The following is a 15,672-nucleotide window of genomic DNA, read 5'->3' on the forward strand; positions in this document are numbered from 1 at the left end:
CGGCGGCGCCTGTGCGTTTGCCTGACGCGGATAGACGAGAATTCCCATGAGCTGTGCCACGACATCCTTCGCCACGAAAGAAGAAGCCCTGTCCTTCCTGGAACACAATCCGGATATCGAGATGTTCGAGCTGTTCATCCTCGACAACAACGGTGTGCCACGGGGCAAGTTGCTGCATCGCGATGAACTGCTGGCGGTGTACGAGAACGGGCGGCCGCTGCCGAGTACCATTCTGGGCCTGACCATCAATGGCGACGATGTGGAAAACTCCGGTCTGGTCTGGGACGTCGGTGATATCGATTGCCGCGCCTACCCGATCAGCGGCAGTTTGCAGCGCATGCCGTGGCGATTGATTCCCACGGCGGCGGTGCAGGTCAGCATGCATCCAAAAGAGGGCATGCCCGCGACCATCGCCGATCCACGGCACCTGCTAGCCAAGGTCATCGAAGGCTTGCAGGCCGACGGTTATTACCCGGTGATGGCGGCGGAGCTGGAGTTCTATTTGCTGGATCAGCAGCGCGACAGCAACGGTCGGCCGCAGCCGGCGCGGGATGTCGATGGTGGGCGGCCACGCTCCACGCAGGTCTATGGCTTACGTGAGCTGGAGCAGATCGAGCCGTTTCTGGCCGACCTCTACAGCGCCTGCAAGCTGCAGGGCATTCCGGCGCGCACGGCGATTTCCGAATACGCGCCGGGGCAGGTGGAAATCACCCTCGAACACCGCACCGATGCTTTGCAGGCGATGGACGAAGCGGTGCGCTACAAACGATTGGTCAAGGGCGTGGCCCACAAGCATGGGATGACGGCCTGCTTCATGGCCAAGCCTTTTGATGATCTGGCCGGCACCGGCATGCACATGCACGTCAGCCTGGCGGACAAGGAGGGCAATAACCTGTTCGCCAGCGAAGCCCCGGACGGCACGCCGCTGCTTAAACAAGCGGTCGGCGGAATGCTCAGCACGTTGCTCGATTCATTGCTGCTGTTCTGTCCGAACGCCAACTCGTACCGTCGTTTCCAGACCAACAGCTACGCACCACTGGCGGCCACTTGGGGGGTGGACAACCGCACCGTGAGTTTGCGAGTGCCCGGCGGGCCGGCATTCTCCCGGCATATCGAGCACCGCATCTGTGGTGCCGACGCCAACCCGTACCTGGCGGCTGCGGCGATCCTGGCCGGGATTCATCGCGGCATCCGCGAGCAGATGGATTCTGGTGCACCGGTCGAGGGCAATGGGTACGCCCAGGCTACGGAATTGCTGCCCACCGACTGGTTGACCACGTTGCGAGCGCTGGAGGCATCGAACTGGGCGCGGGAAGCATTTGGCAGTGAGTTTCTTGGCGTGTATCTGGCGGTGAAACGTGCCGAATACCGGCAGTTCATGGGCGAAGTCGGTGAGCAGGACTGGCGCTGGTATCTGCATCAGGCCTGAATTTAGTGTCCTGTCTCGCCAATACTGTTCCTTTTTGACGGCGTCTGTTGCCGTCATGCTGCGTTGCCGCTCCTCGCCATAGCGGGCTATGACTCGTCGCGGCGCCTTGCCTGACGGCAACAGCCACTCGTCAAAAGAGGAACGTATTGGTGAGACAGGACACCAGCCTCCATTGTTGAAAGTTTGGGCCTAATGCCATGAGCCAACTAATCGTTGGCTTCTTTTTCACGAAAAATTGATGGTTGGCTGCTTAAGATTTGTGTTGTCGCGGTAAATGAAACTTTCACATTTACCGCGGGCACTTCTTTCAGGAACAGCCGATCATCATGTTGAAGTTAAAAGCCGTACGCCCCGAGTGGGTGACGTTGATTGCCAGTGCCTTTTTATTGGCTGGGTTCAATTCAGTGCTCTGGCAACACTTGTTCGTTATCACCGTGGCAGACGGTCAAGGCATCGTCATGCGTGTTGCATTCGGGGTAATGATCCTGGCGGCCTTCAACATTGTGCTGACCTTGCTGGCGTTTCGATCTGTGATGAAACCCGTGTTGACGCTGATCTTTTTGGTCAGTGCCGGCGTGGCCTATTTCATGAGCCAATACGGTGTGTTGATCGACGCCGGTATGTTTCGTAACTTCGCAGAAACCAATGCCACAGAAGTGCGTGACTTACTGTCCGTGAAGTTGTTTGTTTATATTGTGTTTCTCGGAGTTCTACCGTCGTGGTTGTTGTGGAAGACGCCGGTTAATTACCGCCGTTGGCACCGTGAGTTATTAAGTAAAGTGCTGGTGAGTGTCGCATCGGTTGCGGTGATCGGCGGTGTCGCCCTGGTCAACTATCAAGGCTTGTCGTCGTTGTTTCGCAATCACCATGAATTGCGCCTGATGGTGGTGCCAAGCAACTACATCGGTGCCTCGCTCGGTTACCTGCGCGAGCAAGTCGTTTCTGCCCGGCAACCCTTTGTCAAACTCGGTGAAGATGCCGAGAAAAACCCGGTCTGGCAAACCCATGGCCGTAAATCCCTGACGGTACTGGTGGTGGGTGAAAGTGCGCGGGCCGAGAACTTCGGCATCCTGGGTTATAACCGCGACACCACCCCCCAACTGGATAAGGAAACCGGCCTGATTGCCTTCACCGATGTGCATTCTTGCGGCACGGAAACGGCCGTGTCGGTGCCCTGCATGTTCTCCAACATGGGTCGCAAGGATTACAACGCCAGCAAGGCGAAGAACGAGGAAGGTCTGCTGGATGTGCTCAAGCACGCCGGTCTCGAGGTGATCTGGCGGGATAATCAGTCGGGCTGCAAAGGTACTTGCGATCGGGTCACTGTCGACGACGTGAGTAACCTGAAAGACCCGGCGTTGTGTGCCAATAGCGAGTGCCGCGATGAAATTCTCCTGCAAGGTTTGCAGCACTTCATCGACACCCTGGATAAAGACACTGTGCTGGTACTGCATCAAATGGGCAGTCACGGTCCGGAATACTTCAAGCGCTACCCCAAAGAGTACGAACACTTCACCCCGGTGTGTGAAAGCAATGCACTGAACAATTGCAGCCGCGAAAGTATCGTCAATGGCTACGACAACACGTTGGTGTACACCGACCATGTGCTGTCGACCCTGATCGACCTGTTGCGCAGCAATCAGGACAAAGTCGATACCGCCATGCTTTATCTGTCGGACCACGGCGAATCCCTGGGCGAATACAACCTGTTCCTTCATGGCACGCCTTACATGCTGGCGCCGGAACAACAGAAGCATGTAGCGATGCTGGCGTGGTTCTCCGACAGCTATCAAAAATCGTTCTCGGTGGACACTCATTGCCTGCAATTGAGTCGGGAAAAGCCCTTGAGCCAGGATAACCTGTTCCATTCCATGCTTGGCCTGCTGGAGGTCAACAGCAAGGTCTACGACCCGGGGCTGGACATGTTTGCCGGCTGCCGCGGCGCAGTGATTGACGGTGTGCTGGCCAAAAAATGAGTCCGTCGACCTTTTTTTCACGCGCCAGTCGTTAACCTGCCGCCAGTCGATATTCCAACAAGAGCCCTTGCACATGTCCGCGTTGCCCCCATCCGCCATCGAACTTGAGTTCGCCCGGCGCTATGATCAGGAACACGCCCGCGTCTGTCTTCAGTCGCGACCGCGTGGCCTGGCGGGGCGTTTGACGTTCTGGCGCGACGAGCAACTGGTGCGTAACGCGCTTCAGGTTGCTGGCGAACCGGGATTGATTCTTGATGTAGCCTGCGGTGTCGGGCGCTTCTGGTCGATACTGGCCGAGCATGCGAATCGGGTGATTCTTGCGACCGATCCGTCTCAGGACATGCTCGATCATGCCCGTACCCACCATCCGCAACCCCTGCTGGAACGGGTCAAGACCTTTCAGAGTTCGGCCTTCACCATCGGTTTGTCGGCGAACGCGGTGGACTGCATTTTTTGCATGCAATTGTTTCAACATATCGCCAGTCCTGAGCATCGGTTGGCCCTGCTGGGCGAGTTCCATCGGGTCAGTCGCGATACGGTGATTGTGGCGGTGCGGGTCGATGCGCATTTCACGCTGCGCCGATCGGGTGTGGAAGGTGCACACGTCCAGCCACAGGCGAGCAAGGCCGAGCTTGAGGCCGAGTTCAGGCAGGCGGGTTTCCGCTTGCTCAGCCATCAGGACTTCTTGCCGGGTTGCGCGCGGATGCGGGTCTACGTGCTGCGTAAGGCTAGTTAGTTCCCACCTGTCAGACAATTCTTGCGATCCAGCAGGTATTTTCGCTAAAGCTCTTGTTCAGTGGAGGCGCGGAAATTGCCGGGGGCGATATATACTGCGCGCCATTCTTCAAGGGAGAGCCGTGTGGCCATCGATATTCACTGGATTCGCGACAACGATAGCCTCGGTCAGTTTTGCGCCGAGTGGCAGCAGCTGCCATTCGTTGCCCTCGACACCGAATTCATGCGGGTCGACACCTTTTACCCGATTGCAGGCCTGCTGCAGATCGGCGATGGCGTACGCGCTTACCTGATTGACCCGCTGACTATCGACAATTGGCAGCCGTTGGCCGCGTTGCTGGAAAACCCGGCCGTGGTCAAAGTCGTGCATGCGTGCAGCGAAGACCTCGAAGTCCTGTTGCGCCTGACCGGCAGCCTGCCGGCGCCGTTGTTCGATACCCAACTGGCCGCCGCTTACCTGAACCTGGGTTTTTCCATGGGCTATTCGCGGCTGGTGCAGGAAGTGCTCGGCATCGATCTGCCCAAGGGCGAGACCCGTTCCGACTGGCTGCAACGTCCACTATCCGACACCCAGATCAGCTACGCCGCCGAAGATGCCTTGCATCTGGCGGAAGTTTTCGTACAGCTGCGTCCGAAGCTTTCTGACGATAAATACGCCTGGGTCCTGGAAGACGGTGCCGAGCTGGTGGCCAACCTGCGTCGCGAGGTCGACCCGTATGAGGTCTATCGCGATGCCAAACTGGCCTGGAAGCTGTCCCGCGCCCAACTCGCCGTATTGCGTGAGCTCTGTGCCTGGCGCGAGCGCGAAGCCCGCGCCCGTGATCTGCCGCGCAACCGCATCATCCGTGAACATTCCCTGTGGCCGTTGGCGCGCACGCAACCGGACAACCTCGGCGCGCTGGCGAAAATCGAAGACATGCACCCGCGTACCGTGCGTCAGGACGGCGAATTTCTGCTTGATCTGATCAAGCGCTCTGGCAGTGTGTCGCCTGATCAATGGCCGCCAGCAGTGCCGGAGCCGTTGCCGGTGGAAGCCGCCGCGCTGGTCAAACAGCTGCGCGCCATCGGCCAGGCCGAAGCCGAGCGACTGAACATCGCCCCAGAACTGATGCTGCGCAAGAAAACCCTGGAAGCGCTGCTCAAGAGCGGTTTCCCCAATGGTCCTTACCAATTGCCTGATTCGCTGCGTGGCTGGCGCCGCGAATTGATGGGCCAGGCGCTGCTCGACAGCCTGGCCACCGCCGGAGAACAGCCTTGAAACGTATTTGCTCCATCTATCGAAGCCTGAAGAAAAACGAGATGTACCTCTATGTGCTCAAAAGCGATGCACTGGAGCGCGTTCCGGAAAGTCTGATGGCGGCCTTCGGCAAACCGCACCACGCTTTCGATCTGGTGCTGACGCCCGAGCGCAAGCTGTCGCGCGAAGACATCACTGTGGTGCTGGAAAACCTCGAGAAGCAGGGCTACCACCTGCAAATGCCGCCGGCCGAAGACGAATACATCGAACACCTTCCGGAAGAATTGCTGCGACGCAACGATCCGATGTAATCGAGACAGGCTCTGTTCAGAGCCTTTATGAAACACTGGAATGATTTTGGCGATGGCCAGGGCGATGGAGTGATACTCCGTCGGCGGCCGTCTGCACTGTTTTTGAAAGGTTTGAACCATGCGCGTTCTGATTGCTGAACACGACCACCCTGTGTATGCCCAACTGTTGCGTCAGGCCGCGCCTGATCTGGAAGTACTGACCAGCGGCGACTCCGCCGAACTGGCCCGTCAGGCCGCCGAGTGCCAGGTCTGGCTCGGCCAGCCGGACCTGCTGGCGACGCTGTTGCGTCAGGGCCACACGCCGGCATGGCTGCAGTCGACCTGGGCCGGCATTACGCCGTTGCTGGCCGACGGCCTGCCTCGGCACTATCGCCTGACTCGCGCGGTAGGGATTTTCGGTCAGGTCATGGCCGAATACGTACTGACTTACATGCTCGGCCACGAGCGCGAAGTACTGCCGCGGTTGGTGAGCCAGGTCGAGCGAAAGTGGGACAGTCGCCAGGGGCAAAGCCTGGCTGGACGCAAGGTGTTGATCGTCGGCACCGGTGACATCGGCCAGACCGTGGCGCAGTTCCTTGTGCCATTTGGCGTCGAGTTGTACGGCATCGCCAGCGAAGCCCGCGAGCAGGCGCCCTTTGTCGAAGTCGGCGCGCTGAGCGACTTGCCGCGACTGGTCGGCGAAGTGGATTACGTGATCAATCTGCTGCCGAACACCCCGAATACTCACGACCTGTACGACGCCGCGCTGTTCAAGCAGTTCAAGCCGACCGGGTTGTTCATCAACGTCGGGCGCGGCGTGGCGGTGGTCGATGCGGATCTGGTGGAAGCCCTGAAGGAAGGGCATCTGGCCGGGGCCGTGATCGACGTCTGCCGTCAGGAACCGCTGCCACAACGCCATCCGTTCTGGACCGCGTGGGGCCTGCTGCTGACGGGTCACAGTTCGGCACCGACTTCGCCACCCATGATGGTGAAGTTGTTCGTCGAAAACCTGCGGGCGTATCAGGCGGGCGAAGCGTTGCGTGGGGAAGTGGATTTCAATCGCGGGTATTGAGGCGTAGCCGAAAAGATCGCAGCCTTCGGCAGCTCCTACAGGGTTTTGTGAACACCTGTAGGAGCTGCCGAAGGCTGCGATCTTTTGCTTTTAGAGGGTGAAATCACCTTCAGTCGCCAACTCGCTCAACGGACGACGCGGGCTTGGCTCTTCGCGCGCTTGCAGGTACTCGGCCAATGTCGCCTTGTCGCCCAGCTTGCCGATCGCCACCGCCGCGTGCAGCGCATAGCCCTCAGGAATATTCAGCTCTTTGCGGGTCAGCTCCTGATCGAAACCGGCCATGCCGTGGGTGTGCCAGCCGCTGATGCTCGCTTGCAACGCCAGGTGGCCCCAGGCCGAACCGGTGTCGAAGGTGTGCCACAGCGCCGGTGTTTCTTCGGTGGCGCCAGGTATCGCAAAGGTGGTTTTCGAAATCACGATCACCAGCGCCGAGGCGTGCTGCGCCCAGCTGCGGTTGAACTCGTTCAGCAGACCCAGATAACGCTCCCAGTTCGGCGTGTCGCGACGCGCATACAGAAACCGCCAAGGCTGCGAGTTGTACGCCGATGGCGCCCAGCGCGCGGCTTCGAAGAAGCTCAGCAGAGTCTCGACGGGAATGGTTTCGCCGGTGAACGCGCGGGGCGACCAGCGATCAGTGAACTGAGGGTGAATGGCGTAGTCGGCAACGCGTGGGTTAGCACTCATCAAGAGATTCCTTTACGTTTGAAAGTGAGGGGCGTCTGAAACCTGCGGGCGCAGTTGAGCTGAGCGATGAGGTTTTTCGAGAGCCTGGGTAGTTCACCTGAATGCAACGCGGTTGAGCGTTAATGGCATTTGAGCATGGCTCTTTGCGACGGCAAAGCTGCTTGGCGACGCTATAACTGACAAGTTCCGTTGTACCGGCAGTCGCCAATGCTTGGCCCGCCGGTGCCTTGGCACTAGACTGGCGGCCTTTTCACCACCTGATGTTGATGCTTGAGCCATGGCCGCCAAAGTCGAACCGTTCTGGATACGCAAAACCCTCGATCAACTCGATCAAGAGGAATGGGAATCGCTGTGCGATGGCTGTGGCCTGTGCTGCCTGCAAAAACTCGAGGACGAAGACGACAACTCCGTCTACTACACGCGTATCGCCTGCAAATTGCTCGACCTCAAAACCTGTCAGTGCACCGATTATCCTAACCGTCGCGACTTTGTGCCCGATTGCATCCAGCTCACGCCGGGCAAGGCCGATGAGTTCAAATGGCTGCCGCCGACCTGCGGTTATCGACTGGTCAGCGAAGGCAAGGATTTGCCGCTCTGGCATCATCTGGTGTGCGGTGATCGCGAGGCGGTGCATCACGAACGTATTTCCCAGTCCGGGCGCATGCTCGCCGAGGGCAGCGTGGCTGAAGAGGATTGGGAAGACCATCTGATTTTTCGCGCGGGTTAAGCGTCACCGTTTAAATGGCAAACAGGCCCGTGGTGTCTGGAGCCCGGCCGCTGACAAGGCCAGCCTGACCTACGCTACAGGAACTGGCGAGTCTTCCTGGGGGCTCGATACCGGGTTGCTTCAGTAGCACCGCCATCGCAGGCAAGCCCCACAGGATTTGTGGCGTACACAACAGGTGTGACCACCACCCATTTACTGTGGGAGCGGGCTTGCCCGCGAAGAGGCCCTGAGCCCCATCGCAACGTTCGGATCAGACTCCAGCCTTCGGCGAGCTCAACGAATCATTTCCCGTCACGGTCGCCGTGCTGGTCGCCGCTTCGGCATTGGCTTTCATGCGGGCCAGCTCATCCCCGGCGCGTTCGATCCTCGCGCGTGCGTTTTCCATGTCCTGACGGTTCTTTTCCAACAGTCTTTTCGCCGAGCAATGCCCGGTGATTCCCCGCGCCAGGGCCATGCCGCCAATGGCTATTTCAATCAATCCGAACACGCCGCCGCGTCGCAGACCTTTGCTTAGCATGACCACACCACCCGCCAGGGAGCCGGCGCGTTCCCAACCATGAACGTTCTGTTCGGAAGGGCTCTGGAACGGGGTGGTTTCGATACGTTCTACAGGATTGAACTCGCGCATGATCGGTCTCCAGGCAGGGAAGGGTTGCTTCAGCAATAGATATTTAGCTGACTGCCTGGGCGAGCGGCTTGTTCCATCGAATATGTGGCAATTCAGCGGAATTTTGGCCCGGAGCGGGTGTTGTTGCCCTTGGCCATGCGGTCGTACAGCACAACGTTGACGGTGGCCGCCAGATTCATGCAGCCGGTGGTCGGGATGTAGACCACGTCTTCGCACCAGTCGCGGATCTCTTTATCCAGCGAACCGTCTTCGGGGCCGAAGATGTAGAGGGCGCGATCCGGGTGCGTGTATTCCGGCAGCGAGCGGGCACCGTCGACCAGTTCGACCGCGACCGGCACACAGCCAAGAGGCAGGATTTTCTTCAGGTCGTCGATGCCGATCAGCGGAATGTCGTAGTGGACTTTCTTGGTGTCGGTGACGAAATCGGCAGCGCGTTCATAGCGTTTGCCAGTGTAAAACACCGACGCCACGCCATAGCAACCGGCGGCACGCATGACCGAACCGACATTCTCCGGTGATTTGGGGTTGTACAAACCAATGCAGCTGTACCGTTTGTCTGCCACGAGCGGGGTGCCTTCGGGGAAAAAACGGCGATTATACGGGGATTGGGGGAGGGGTGTTCAGTTTGGAGATTGGTGGTGCCCGGACAAGTGCTATCGCGGGCAAGCCCGCTCCCACAGAGGGCCGCGGTGTACACAACATCTGTGCTCACCGCCAATCACTGTGGAGCGGGCTTGCCCGCGATGGGGCCGGTTCAGGCGCTGAAGGTCTCAGTCTTCTTTCTTCATCAACCCCGCCAACGCCGCAAACGGGTTGTGCGTCGCCTTGGCAATCTTCGGCGTACTCAGCGAGCCTTCGTCGAAATACTGCTGATCGGTATAGCGCGAGTGCTCGTTATCGTGGCAATACAGGCACAACAGTTCCCAGTTCGAACCATCCTGAGGGTTGTTGTCGTGGTTGTGGTCGCGGTGATGCACGGTCAGTTCGCTCAGGCGCTTGCCGGAGAATTCACGGGCGCAGCGGCCGCACACGTGCGGGTACATCTTCAGGGCCTTGTCGCGGTAACCCATTTCCTTGTCGCGCTGGTTATCGGCGAGGATGCGGTCCAGCTTCGATGTGTTGGTTGGGGTGGACGAACTCATGGGTTCACCTTTGTAAAAAGACTAATGGCGGTTATGACGTGAGTGTAGGGCCTGTCATCACTTATTTACTAGGCCGCGCCGGGTCTGCTGTGACGCAGGGCAAGGCGCGAGGAGCGTGGTTTGGTCATTCCAAACGAGCTCCGAGCAACGCAGCCCTGCGCCACAGCAGACCGGCCCTTCGGGTTGTGCCTGAAAACGAGCCAGGCTGCGTTGCAGTCCTTGGCAAGGGAGCGACCATTACCAGCGGACTGCGCCTTGCCTGGCTCGTTTTCAGGCGCAACGCGGCCTAGTAAATAAGTGATGACAGGCCCACGCTCAGCCCTTGAGCTTCTCGGCAATCCAGATGGTGTGGCGGGTGCCCTTGTTGCCATGGGCGAAGACTTGCACTTCCTCGGCCTTGAAGCCGGCCTTTTTCAGCTTGTCGGAAAACTGCCGGTCGGCGCTGGCCGACCACACCGCCAGCACGCCTTTTGGCCGCAAGGCCTTGGCACACGCGCTTAGGCCACCGGCGGAGTAGAGCCAGCTGTTGGCCTTCTGGGTCAGACCTTCGGGGCCGTTGTCGACGTCGAGCATGATCGCATCGAAACCTTGTGGCTCGGCTTGCAGCACCTTGGCCACGTCTTCCATACGGATCACCGTGCGCGGGTCGAGCAGCGGGTTGCCGGCTTTTTCGCCCAGCGGCCCGCGATTCCACTCCACCACGCCGGGCACCAATTCGGCGACCACCACTTCAGCCGTTTTGCCCAAATGCTTGAGCGCCGAGGCGAGGGTGAAGCCCATGCCCAGGCCACCGATCAATACTCGCGAATTCGGCCGGCCGGCGACCTTGCGGCAGGGAATTTCGGCCAGGGCATCTTCGGAGCCGTGCATGCGAGTATTCATCAACTGCCCGCCGTCGCCACCCTGAATCTTGATGACGAAGTCCTCGCCGTATTCGAACAGGCACAGGGCACCGCCGTTTTCAGGGATGGGGGTGGTGTCGAGCAGAACGAAACGTTTCATGGGGCGCTCTTGAGGAGAAATTGACAGATGGAGGAAGGCAAACACGCGCAGTTGGGAGTAGCCTGCAAAAAGACCACAAGGCCAACGGAGCCATTGATGAAGCGCACCATTCTAACGGTCATTGCCCTGGCCGCGCTCTCGATAACTGCAGTGCAGGCCCAAGAGCTGCAAACCATCCCCACCAGTCCCGCGCCGATACCCGGTTCACCCGGCACCGCCACTCCGACACCGTATCCGCAGATCACCCCGACCAGCGTGCCCAAGGCCGGTTCCGGCAGTGGCGGGCCACCGCTGTTGCCGCCGATCGAAATGCCCAATCCACCCAAGGACCAGACCTTGCCGGGCCTTGAACCGAACACGACGAAAATCAAAACACCGGGAGGCTAGACCTGTTGCGAGAGCAGTTGCCCATCGGCCATGCGCAAGCGTTTGGAGAGGGAGACGGCGAGGGCGCGGATGATCTTGGCGGCGATTTTCGGCGCGTCGTTGAGCATCTTTTCCAGGGAGTCCTTGCCCAGGTTGAGCAACTGGCAATTGCTCGCGGCCACGCAACTGGCTGAGCGTCGTTCACCGTCGAGCACAGCCATTTCGCCGAACGCCCGACCGCTGCGCAAGGTGGCCATGGTCACTCGTTGCCCGTCGCTATTGGTCTTCTGCACCGCGACCTGGCCGGTGTGGATGATGCACATGAAACTGCCGGCATCGCCCTCATGGAAAATCTCTTCACCTTCGGCGATGGTGCTGATGCTGAAGTAACCCGAAGCCGCCACAAAGTCTGCCGGCAACAGTTGATCGAACAGGCCGCAGTCCATCAGCCAGTCGCGAATTTCGTTGTTCAGTAAGGTCGGTTCTGACATGTCGTCACGGTCTTTTTCTTGTGTCTGTGTCTGTTCCGGGCCTTCAGTCACCCATCATCCCCTGTGGGAGCGGGCTTGCCCGCGATGACAATGTCACAGCCAATGTTGACATTGAATGTGATGACCTCATCGCGGGCAAGCCCGCTCCCACAGGAAATGTGTGTTGTCTCGGGCCTCGGTGTCTGGTGTTAAGACCGGCACACCGGGCCAAGTTCCTCAGGCGATGCCCAAAACCTTGAAAACAAATGCGTATTCGAGGGCTACGTCACGTAATCCCTGATAACGACCGCTCATGCCGCCATGCCCGGCGCCCAGTTCAGTCTTGAGCAGCAGGGGATTGGTGTCGGTTTTGGTCGCGCGCAATTTCGCCACCCACTTGGCTGCTTCCCAGTACTGCACGCGACTGTCGTTGTAACCGGCGATCACCAGCGTTGCCGGATAGGCTTGCGCGGTGACGTTTTCGTACGGGGCATAGGCCTTGATCCGATCATAGACGTCCGGCTCTTGCGGGTTGCCCCACTCGTCGTATTCCGTGACGGTCAGCGGCAGCTCCGGGTCGAGCATGGTGTTGAGCACGTCGACGAACGGCACTTCGGCAATCGCAGCAGCGAACAGCTCCGGCCGTTGATTGAGTACCGCGCCGATCAGCAAACCACCGGCGCTGCCACCGCTGATCGCCAGCTGCGATGGGGTGGTGAAGCCGTTGGCGATCAGGTGTTCGGCGCACGCGATGAAATCGCTGAAAGTGTTGTGTTTGTGTTCCTGCTTGCCGGCGCGGTACCAGGCTTCGCCCAGCTCACCGCCACCGCGTACATGGGCGATGGCAAACGCCATGCCGCGATCCAGCAGGCTCAGGCGCGCGTGGGAGAACCACGGGTCGAGGCTTTCGCCGTAGGCGCCGTAGCCGTATAGATAAAGCGGCGTCGGCTTGCCGAGGAACTCGCGTTTGACCACAAGGCTGATCGGCACTTGCGTACCGTCCGGTGCCGTCGCCCAAAGCCGCTGGCTGACATACGCATCGGCGTCGAACGGGCCGAGCACCGGGGTTTCCTTGAGGACTGTCTGCTCGCCGGTGGTCAGTATCAGTTGGCGGATCTGCGCCGGACGGTTCAAGGCTTCGTAGCGCAGACGAATCCTGTCGCTGACAAATTCCAGGCTGTTCTGCACATGCAGGCTGTAGGCCGCATCCGGCAATTGCACGCGATAGGGCACCAAGTCCCGTGGGCGCACTTCGATGATCGGCAGGCCACCTTCGCGCAGGCTCAGGGTCATGGCCTCGGCGTTCAGGCTCATGCCTTCGAGCATCACCGTGTCGCTGTGGGGAGTCAGGTTCTGCCAGTCGGCTTCGGTCGGCGCGACGCCGGTATCGGCGGCCTGGTACAGGGCGAAGTTGATGCCGTCGCGGTTGGTGCGGATCAGCCACGTCCACTCGCCATCGAGTTTGCCGTGGTCGACATCGTACTCATGATCTTCGACCCTCGGCGCGAGGCAGGTAAAGGCCTGATGCGGCAGCGAGGCGTCGAGTACCCAGACTTCGCTGGTGGTCTTGCTGCCCAGCGACAACAGCAGTTGCCGTTCGGAGCTTGAGCGATAGCAATGCAGGAAGAATCGGCCGTCCGGCTCATGGAACACTTCTTCGGCCGCGGTGCCGTCCAGCCGATAGCGCAACAGTTTGTGCGGGCGATGGGTGTCGTCGAGTTCGCCGAAGAACAGCGTGAGGCTGTCGTTGGCCCAGGTCATGCTGCCGTCGCAGTTCTGGAACTCCAGCTCGCTGACGCGGCCGCTGGATAATTCCTTCACGAACAGCGTGTAAATCTCTTCGCCGCTGGAGTCGATGCTGTAGGCCAGACGCTGGTGGTCCGGGCTGATACTGAACGCGCCCAGGGAAAAGAAGCCACCCTTGGCCAGCACGTTCGGATCAAGCAGCAGCAGTTCCTGGCTTTCGTCGATCTGCAGGCTGCCATCGGCCGGACGCGGGCAGCGGTAGTGGCGGGCGTATTCGTCGCCAGCGGTGGTGCGGGTGTAATACAGGTACGGGCCCCAGGGCGAGGGCAGCGACAGGTCGGTTTCGAGAATCCGTCCCTTGATCTCTTCGAACAGGGTTTCACGCAGGCCGGCCTGATCGGCGGTTTGCGCCTCTTGATAGCGGTTTTCAGCTTTCAGGTAATCGAGCACCGCGTCGGTGTCGCGCTCCTGCAGCCAGGCATACGGGTCGCAACCGTCGGCCTTGTGGGCAATTGGAGCGCTGGTGACGTTGGCGGATAGGGGCATGAATGGCTCTCGAACAATGTACGGAATAAGGGCTTCGCAACCTGTGGGAGCGGGCTTATGGTGAGGGAGTTTACCTGTGGCGCGGGAGCTTGCTCCCGTTGAACTGCGCAGCAGTTCCTTTTTTGGGGCCGCTTCGCAGCCCAACGGGAGCAAGCTCCCTCGCCACAAAAGCTCCCGCGCCACAAAAGCCCCTTCCCCACACAAGCTTGCTCCCACAGGGTCTGTGTCTTGCCCGACTGGTATTGGGACAAGCCTGACGTGCGAAAAGTCGTTACTATAAGCGTCTCTTTGCCTGCCTTGCCATGGACACCATGACCGAGAACGACTATCTGATCGCTTGGGGCCTCTACGCCTTTGCCGCTTTAGGCTGCCTGTTGGTGTGGATGCGCATCACCCGCTGGATGTGGCGTTGGCTGCGTGAGCCGCTGCGGCTGCTGGTGGCGGTGTTGCTGTTCAGCCCGACCATCATCGACCCGGTGAAAGAGAAGGTTGCCCCGGCCATCGCCATTACGGCCCTCGACTTGCTGTTCAAGGTCGGCAACAACGCCTGGCGGGCGGTTTCCGATCTGTTCATGTACGGCATGATTGTCTTCGGCATTTACCTGGTGTTCGTGGCCATCCGTTTTCCCATCGAGCGCGCCTCCAACGCTCGCAAGGAACAGGCGGCTGCCGCCAAAGCAGCCGCGCGGGCCGACGAGCCTGACGACGATCAGCCTTTCGGCGGCGCCGGCGATGATCGTTACGGCCGGCCACCGGTGCCGAGCAATCCTCAGCGTTCGCGGGTCGAACCGCGCCTGTAACCGTGCCCCAGTACTGAATCGAGAGTCCGAGCATGTGTGAGTTATTGGGCATGAGCGCCAATGTCCCGACCGATATCGTGTTCAGCTTCACCGGGCTGATGCAGCGTGGCGGCCGTACCGGGCCGCACCGTGACGGCTGGGGCATCGCTTTTTATGAAGGCCGTGGCCTGCGGCTGTTCCAGGACCCGGCGGCGAGCAGCGAGTCGGAAGTGGCGAACCTGGTGCAGCGCTATCCGATCAAAAGCGAAGTGGTGATCGGGCACATCCGCCAGGCCAATGTCGGCAAGGTCTGCCTGTCCAACACCCACCCGTTCGTGCGCGAGTTGTGGGGGCGCAACTGGTGTTTCGCCCACAACGGCCAGTTGGCCGATTTCAACCCGACCGCCAGTTTTTACCGCCCCGTTGGCGATACCGACAGCGAAGCGGCGTTTTGCGATTTGCTCAATCGGGTACGCGCTGCGTTCCCCGAACCGGTAGACATCGAAGCGCTGTTGCCGGACCTGGTGGCCGCCTGCGCCGAGTACCGCAGCAAAGGCGTGTTCAACTGCTTGCTCAGCGATGGCGACTGGCTGTTCTGCTACTGCTCGAGCAAATTGGCGCAAATCACCCGCCGTGCACCCTTCGGGCCGGCGCGGTTGAAGGACGTCGACGTGATCGTCGACTTCCAGGCCGAAACCACGCCCAACGACGTCGTCACGGTGATCGCCACCGAACCCTTGACCGAAAACGAAACCTGGACCCGCTACGAACCGGGCCAATGGAGCCTCTGGCGACGCGGTGAATGCGTCAGCCAGGGCAAGACCGAATAAGGATCTCTCCCCC

General features: G+C 59.9%; 17 protein-coding genes. 10 read left to right on the forward strand and 7 right to left on the reverse strand.

The features are described 5' to 3' along the window. Positions 1-46: 46 nt before the first annotated feature. The 6 genes from ACZ89R_RS25075 to ACZ89R_RS25100 all read left to right on the forward strand — a co-directional run bounded on the left by ACZ89R_RS25075 (position 47) and on the right by ACZ89R_RS25100 (position 6,739). On the forward strand, positions 47-1,429 hold the full coding sequence (locus ACZ89R_RS25075) for a glutamine synthetase family protein (protein WP_429547751.1): 1,383 nt from the start codon (positions 47-49) through the stop codon (positions 1,427-1,429). Between the two features lie 326 nt (positions 1,430-1,755). After that, entirely contained in the window at positions 1,756-3,405 is a 1,650-nt protein-coding gene (locus ACZ89R_RS25080; RefSeq protein WP_192344371.1) for a phosphoethanolamine transferase, read from the forward strand. Positions 3,406-3,478: 73 nt separating this feature from the next. After that, positions 3,479-4,141, forward strand: coding sequence for a class I SAM-dependent methyltransferase (locus ACZ89R_RS25085; protein WP_429547750.1), 663 nt, complete (start codon positions 3,479-3,481; stop codon positions 4,139-4,141). A 123-nt stretch (positions 4,142-4,264) separates the two neighbouring features. Beyond that, positions 4,265-5,398: a ribonuclease D gene (gene rnd, locus ACZ89R_RS25090; RefSeq protein WP_123499040.1), complete on the forward strand. Its 1,134-nt coding sequence runs from the start codon at positions 4,265-4,267 to the stop codon at positions 5,396-5,398. Continuing rightward, a complete protein-coding gene (locus ACZ89R_RS25095) occupies positions 5,395-5,688 on the forward strand; it encodes a YcgL domain-containing protein (RefSeq protein WP_007898694.1) in 294 nt (97 codons plus the stop codon). The genes rnd and ACZ89R_RS25095 overlap by 4 nt, the downstream gene beginning before the upstream one ends. Before the next feature lie 118 nt (positions 5,689-5,806). After that, positions 5,807-6,739 (forward strand): D-2-hydroxyacid dehydrogenase, encoded by a 933-nt coding sequence (locus ACZ89R_RS25100; protein ID WP_427627682.1) that lies wholly within the window; start codon positions 5,807-5,809, stop codon positions 6,737-6,739. A gap of 90 nt (positions 6,740-6,829) precedes the next feature. On the opposite strand, the gene ACZ89R_RS25105 is transcribed toward ACZ89R_RS25100, so the two are convergent. Further along, positions 6,830-7,423 carry a nitroreductase family protein gene (locus ACZ89R_RS25105; RefSeq protein ID WP_429547749.1) on the reverse strand — a complete coding sequence of 198 codons (594 nt, stop codon included), beginning with the start codon at positions 7,421-7,423 and terminating at the stop codon, positions 6,830-6,832. A gap of 277 nt (positions 7,424-7,700) precedes the next feature. On the opposite strand from ACZ89R_RS25105, the gene ACZ89R_RS25110 reads away from it, so the two are divergent. Then, entirely contained in the window at positions 7,701-8,150 is a 450-nt protein-coding gene (locus ACZ89R_RS25110; RefSeq protein WP_429438425.1) for a YcgN family cysteine cluster protein, read from the forward strand. A 250-nt stretch (positions 8,151-8,400) separates the two neighbouring features. On the opposite strand, the gene ACZ89R_RS25115 is transcribed toward ACZ89R_RS25110, so the two are convergent. From ACZ89R_RS25115 to ACZ89R_RS25130, 4 genes are all read right to left on the reverse strand, one after another. Next, on the reverse strand, positions 8,401-8,778 hold the full coding sequence (locus ACZ89R_RS25115; RefSeq protein ID WP_429377747.1) for a YgaP family membrane protein: 378 nt from the start codon (positions 8,776-8,778) through the stop codon (positions 8,401-8,403). A 92-nt stretch (positions 8,779-8,870) separates the two neighbouring features. Then, on the reverse strand, positions 8,871-9,341 hold the full coding sequence (locus ACZ89R_RS25120) for an RNA methyltransferase (protein ID WP_007942196.1): 471 nt from the start codon (positions 9,339-9,341) through the stop codon (positions 8,871-8,873). Positions 9,342-9,548: 207 nt separating this feature from the next. After that, a complete protein-coding gene (locus ACZ89R_RS25125; RefSeq protein ID WP_007898702.1) occupies positions 9,549-9,920 on the reverse strand; it encodes a YajD family HNH nuclease in 372 nt (123 codons plus the stop codon). A gap of 315 nt (positions 9,921-10,235) precedes the next feature. Then, complete coding sequence (locus ACZ89R_RS25130; RefSeq protein WP_007898703.1) at positions 10,236-10,922, reverse strand: spermidine synthase; 687 nt, start codon at positions 10,920-10,922, stop codon at positions 10,236-10,238. A gap of 96 nt (positions 10,923-11,018) precedes the next feature. On the opposite strand from ACZ89R_RS25130, the gene ACZ89R_RS25135 reads away from it, so the two are divergent. Further along, complete coding sequence (locus ACZ89R_RS25135) at positions 11,019-11,309, forward strand: hypothetical protein (protein WP_123501088.1); 291 nt, start codon at positions 11,019-11,021, stop codon at positions 11,307-11,309. Here ACZ89R_RS25135 and ACZ89R_RS25140 read toward each other — a convergent pair. Further along, the gene (locus ACZ89R_RS25140) at positions 11,306-11,779 is read right to left on the reverse strand and encodes a cyclic nucleotide-binding domain-containing protein (protein ID WP_008067546.1); all 474 of its coding nucleotides are present in this window, start codon (positions 11,777-11,779) and stop codon (positions 11,306-11,308) included. The two genes, ACZ89R_RS25135 and ACZ89R_RS25140, sit on opposite strands and share 4 nt — an antisense overlap. Before the next feature lie 216 nt (positions 11,780-11,995). Then, positions 11,996-14,050, reverse strand: coding sequence for a S9 family peptidase (locus tag ACZ89R_RS25145; RefSeq protein WP_429547748.1), 2,055 nt, complete (start codon positions 14,048-14,050; stop codon positions 11,996-11,998). 302 nt (positions 14,051-14,352) lie between these two features. Here ACZ89R_RS25145 and ACZ89R_RS25150 point away from each other — a divergent pair, with 302 nt between their 5' ends. Together ACZ89R_RS25150 and ACZ89R_RS25155 are read left to right on the forward strand one after the other, a co-directional pair. Beyond that, complete coding sequence (locus ACZ89R_RS25150; RefSeq protein WP_123501092.1) at positions 14,353-14,850, forward strand: MFS transporter; 498 nt, start codon at positions 14,353-14,355, stop codon at positions 14,848-14,850. A 32-nt stretch (positions 14,851-14,882) separates the two neighbouring features. Further along, the gene (locus ACZ89R_RS25155) at positions 14,883-15,659 is read left to right on the forward strand and encodes a class II glutamine amidotransferase (RefSeq protein WP_123501094.1); all 777 of its coding nucleotides are present in this window, start codon (positions 14,883-14,885) and stop codon (positions 15,657-15,659) included. Positions 15,660-15,672: the final 13 nt, after the last annotated feature.

The sequence above is a fragment of the Pseudomonas sp. TE3728 genome (assembly GCF_056279145.1).

Coding starts and splice junctions, on each gene's coding strand:
- ACZ89R_RS25145 (WP_429547748.1), bottom strand. CDS start 14,050: ATGCCCCTATCCGCCAACGTCACCAGCGCTCCAATTGCCCACAAGGCC.
- ACZ89R_RS25115 (WP_429377747.1), bottom strand. CDS start 8,778: ATGCGCGAGTTCAATCCTGTAGAACGTATCGAAACCACCCCGTTCCAG.
- ACZ89R_RS25085 (WP_429547750.1), top strand. CDS start 3,479: ATGTCCGCGTTGCCCCCATCCGCCATCGAACTTGAGTTCGCCCGGCGC.
- ACZ89R_RS25105 (WP_429547749.1), bottom strand. CDS start 7,423: ATGAGTGCTAACCCACGCGTTGCCGACTACGCCATTCACCCTCAGTTC.
- ACZ89R_RS25150 (WP_123501092.1), top strand. CDS start 14,353: ATGGACACCATGACCGAGAACGACTATCTGATCGCTTGGGGCCTCTAC.
- ACZ89R_RS25125 (WP_007898702.1), bottom strand. CDS start 9,920: ATGAGTTCGTCCACCCCAACCAACACATCGAAGCTGGACCGCATCCTC.
- ACZ89R_RS25100 (WP_427627682.1), top strand. CDS start 5,807: ATGCGCGTTCTGATTGCTGAACACGACCACCCTGTGTATGCCCAACTG.
- ACZ89R_RS25080 (WP_192344371.1), top strand. CDS start 1,756: ATGTTGAAGTTAAAAGCCGTACGCCCCGAGTGGGTGACGTTGATTGCC.
- ACZ89R_RS25130 (WP_007898703.1), bottom strand. CDS start 10,922: ATGAAACGTTTCGTTCTGCTCGACACCACCCCCATCCCTGAAAACGGC.
- ACZ89R_RS25075 (WP_429547751.1), top strand. CDS start 47: ATGAGCTGTGCCACGACATCCTTCGCCACGAAAGAAGAAGCCCTGTCC.
- ACZ89R_RS25110 (WP_429438425.1), top strand. CDS start 7,701: ATGGCCGCCAAAGTCGAACCGTTCTGGATACGCAAAACCCTCGATCAA.
- ACZ89R_RS25135 (WP_123501088.1), top strand. CDS start 11,019: ATGAAGCGCACCATTCTAACGGTCATTGCCCTGGCCGCGCTCTCGATA.
- ACZ89R_RS25155 (WP_123501094.1), top strand. CDS start 14,883: ATGTGTGAGTTATTGGGCATGAGCGCCAATGTCCCGACCGATATCGTG.
- ACZ89R_RS25140 (WP_008067546.1), bottom strand. CDS start 11,779: ATGTCAGAACCGACCTTACTGAACAACGAAATTCGCGACTGGCTGATG.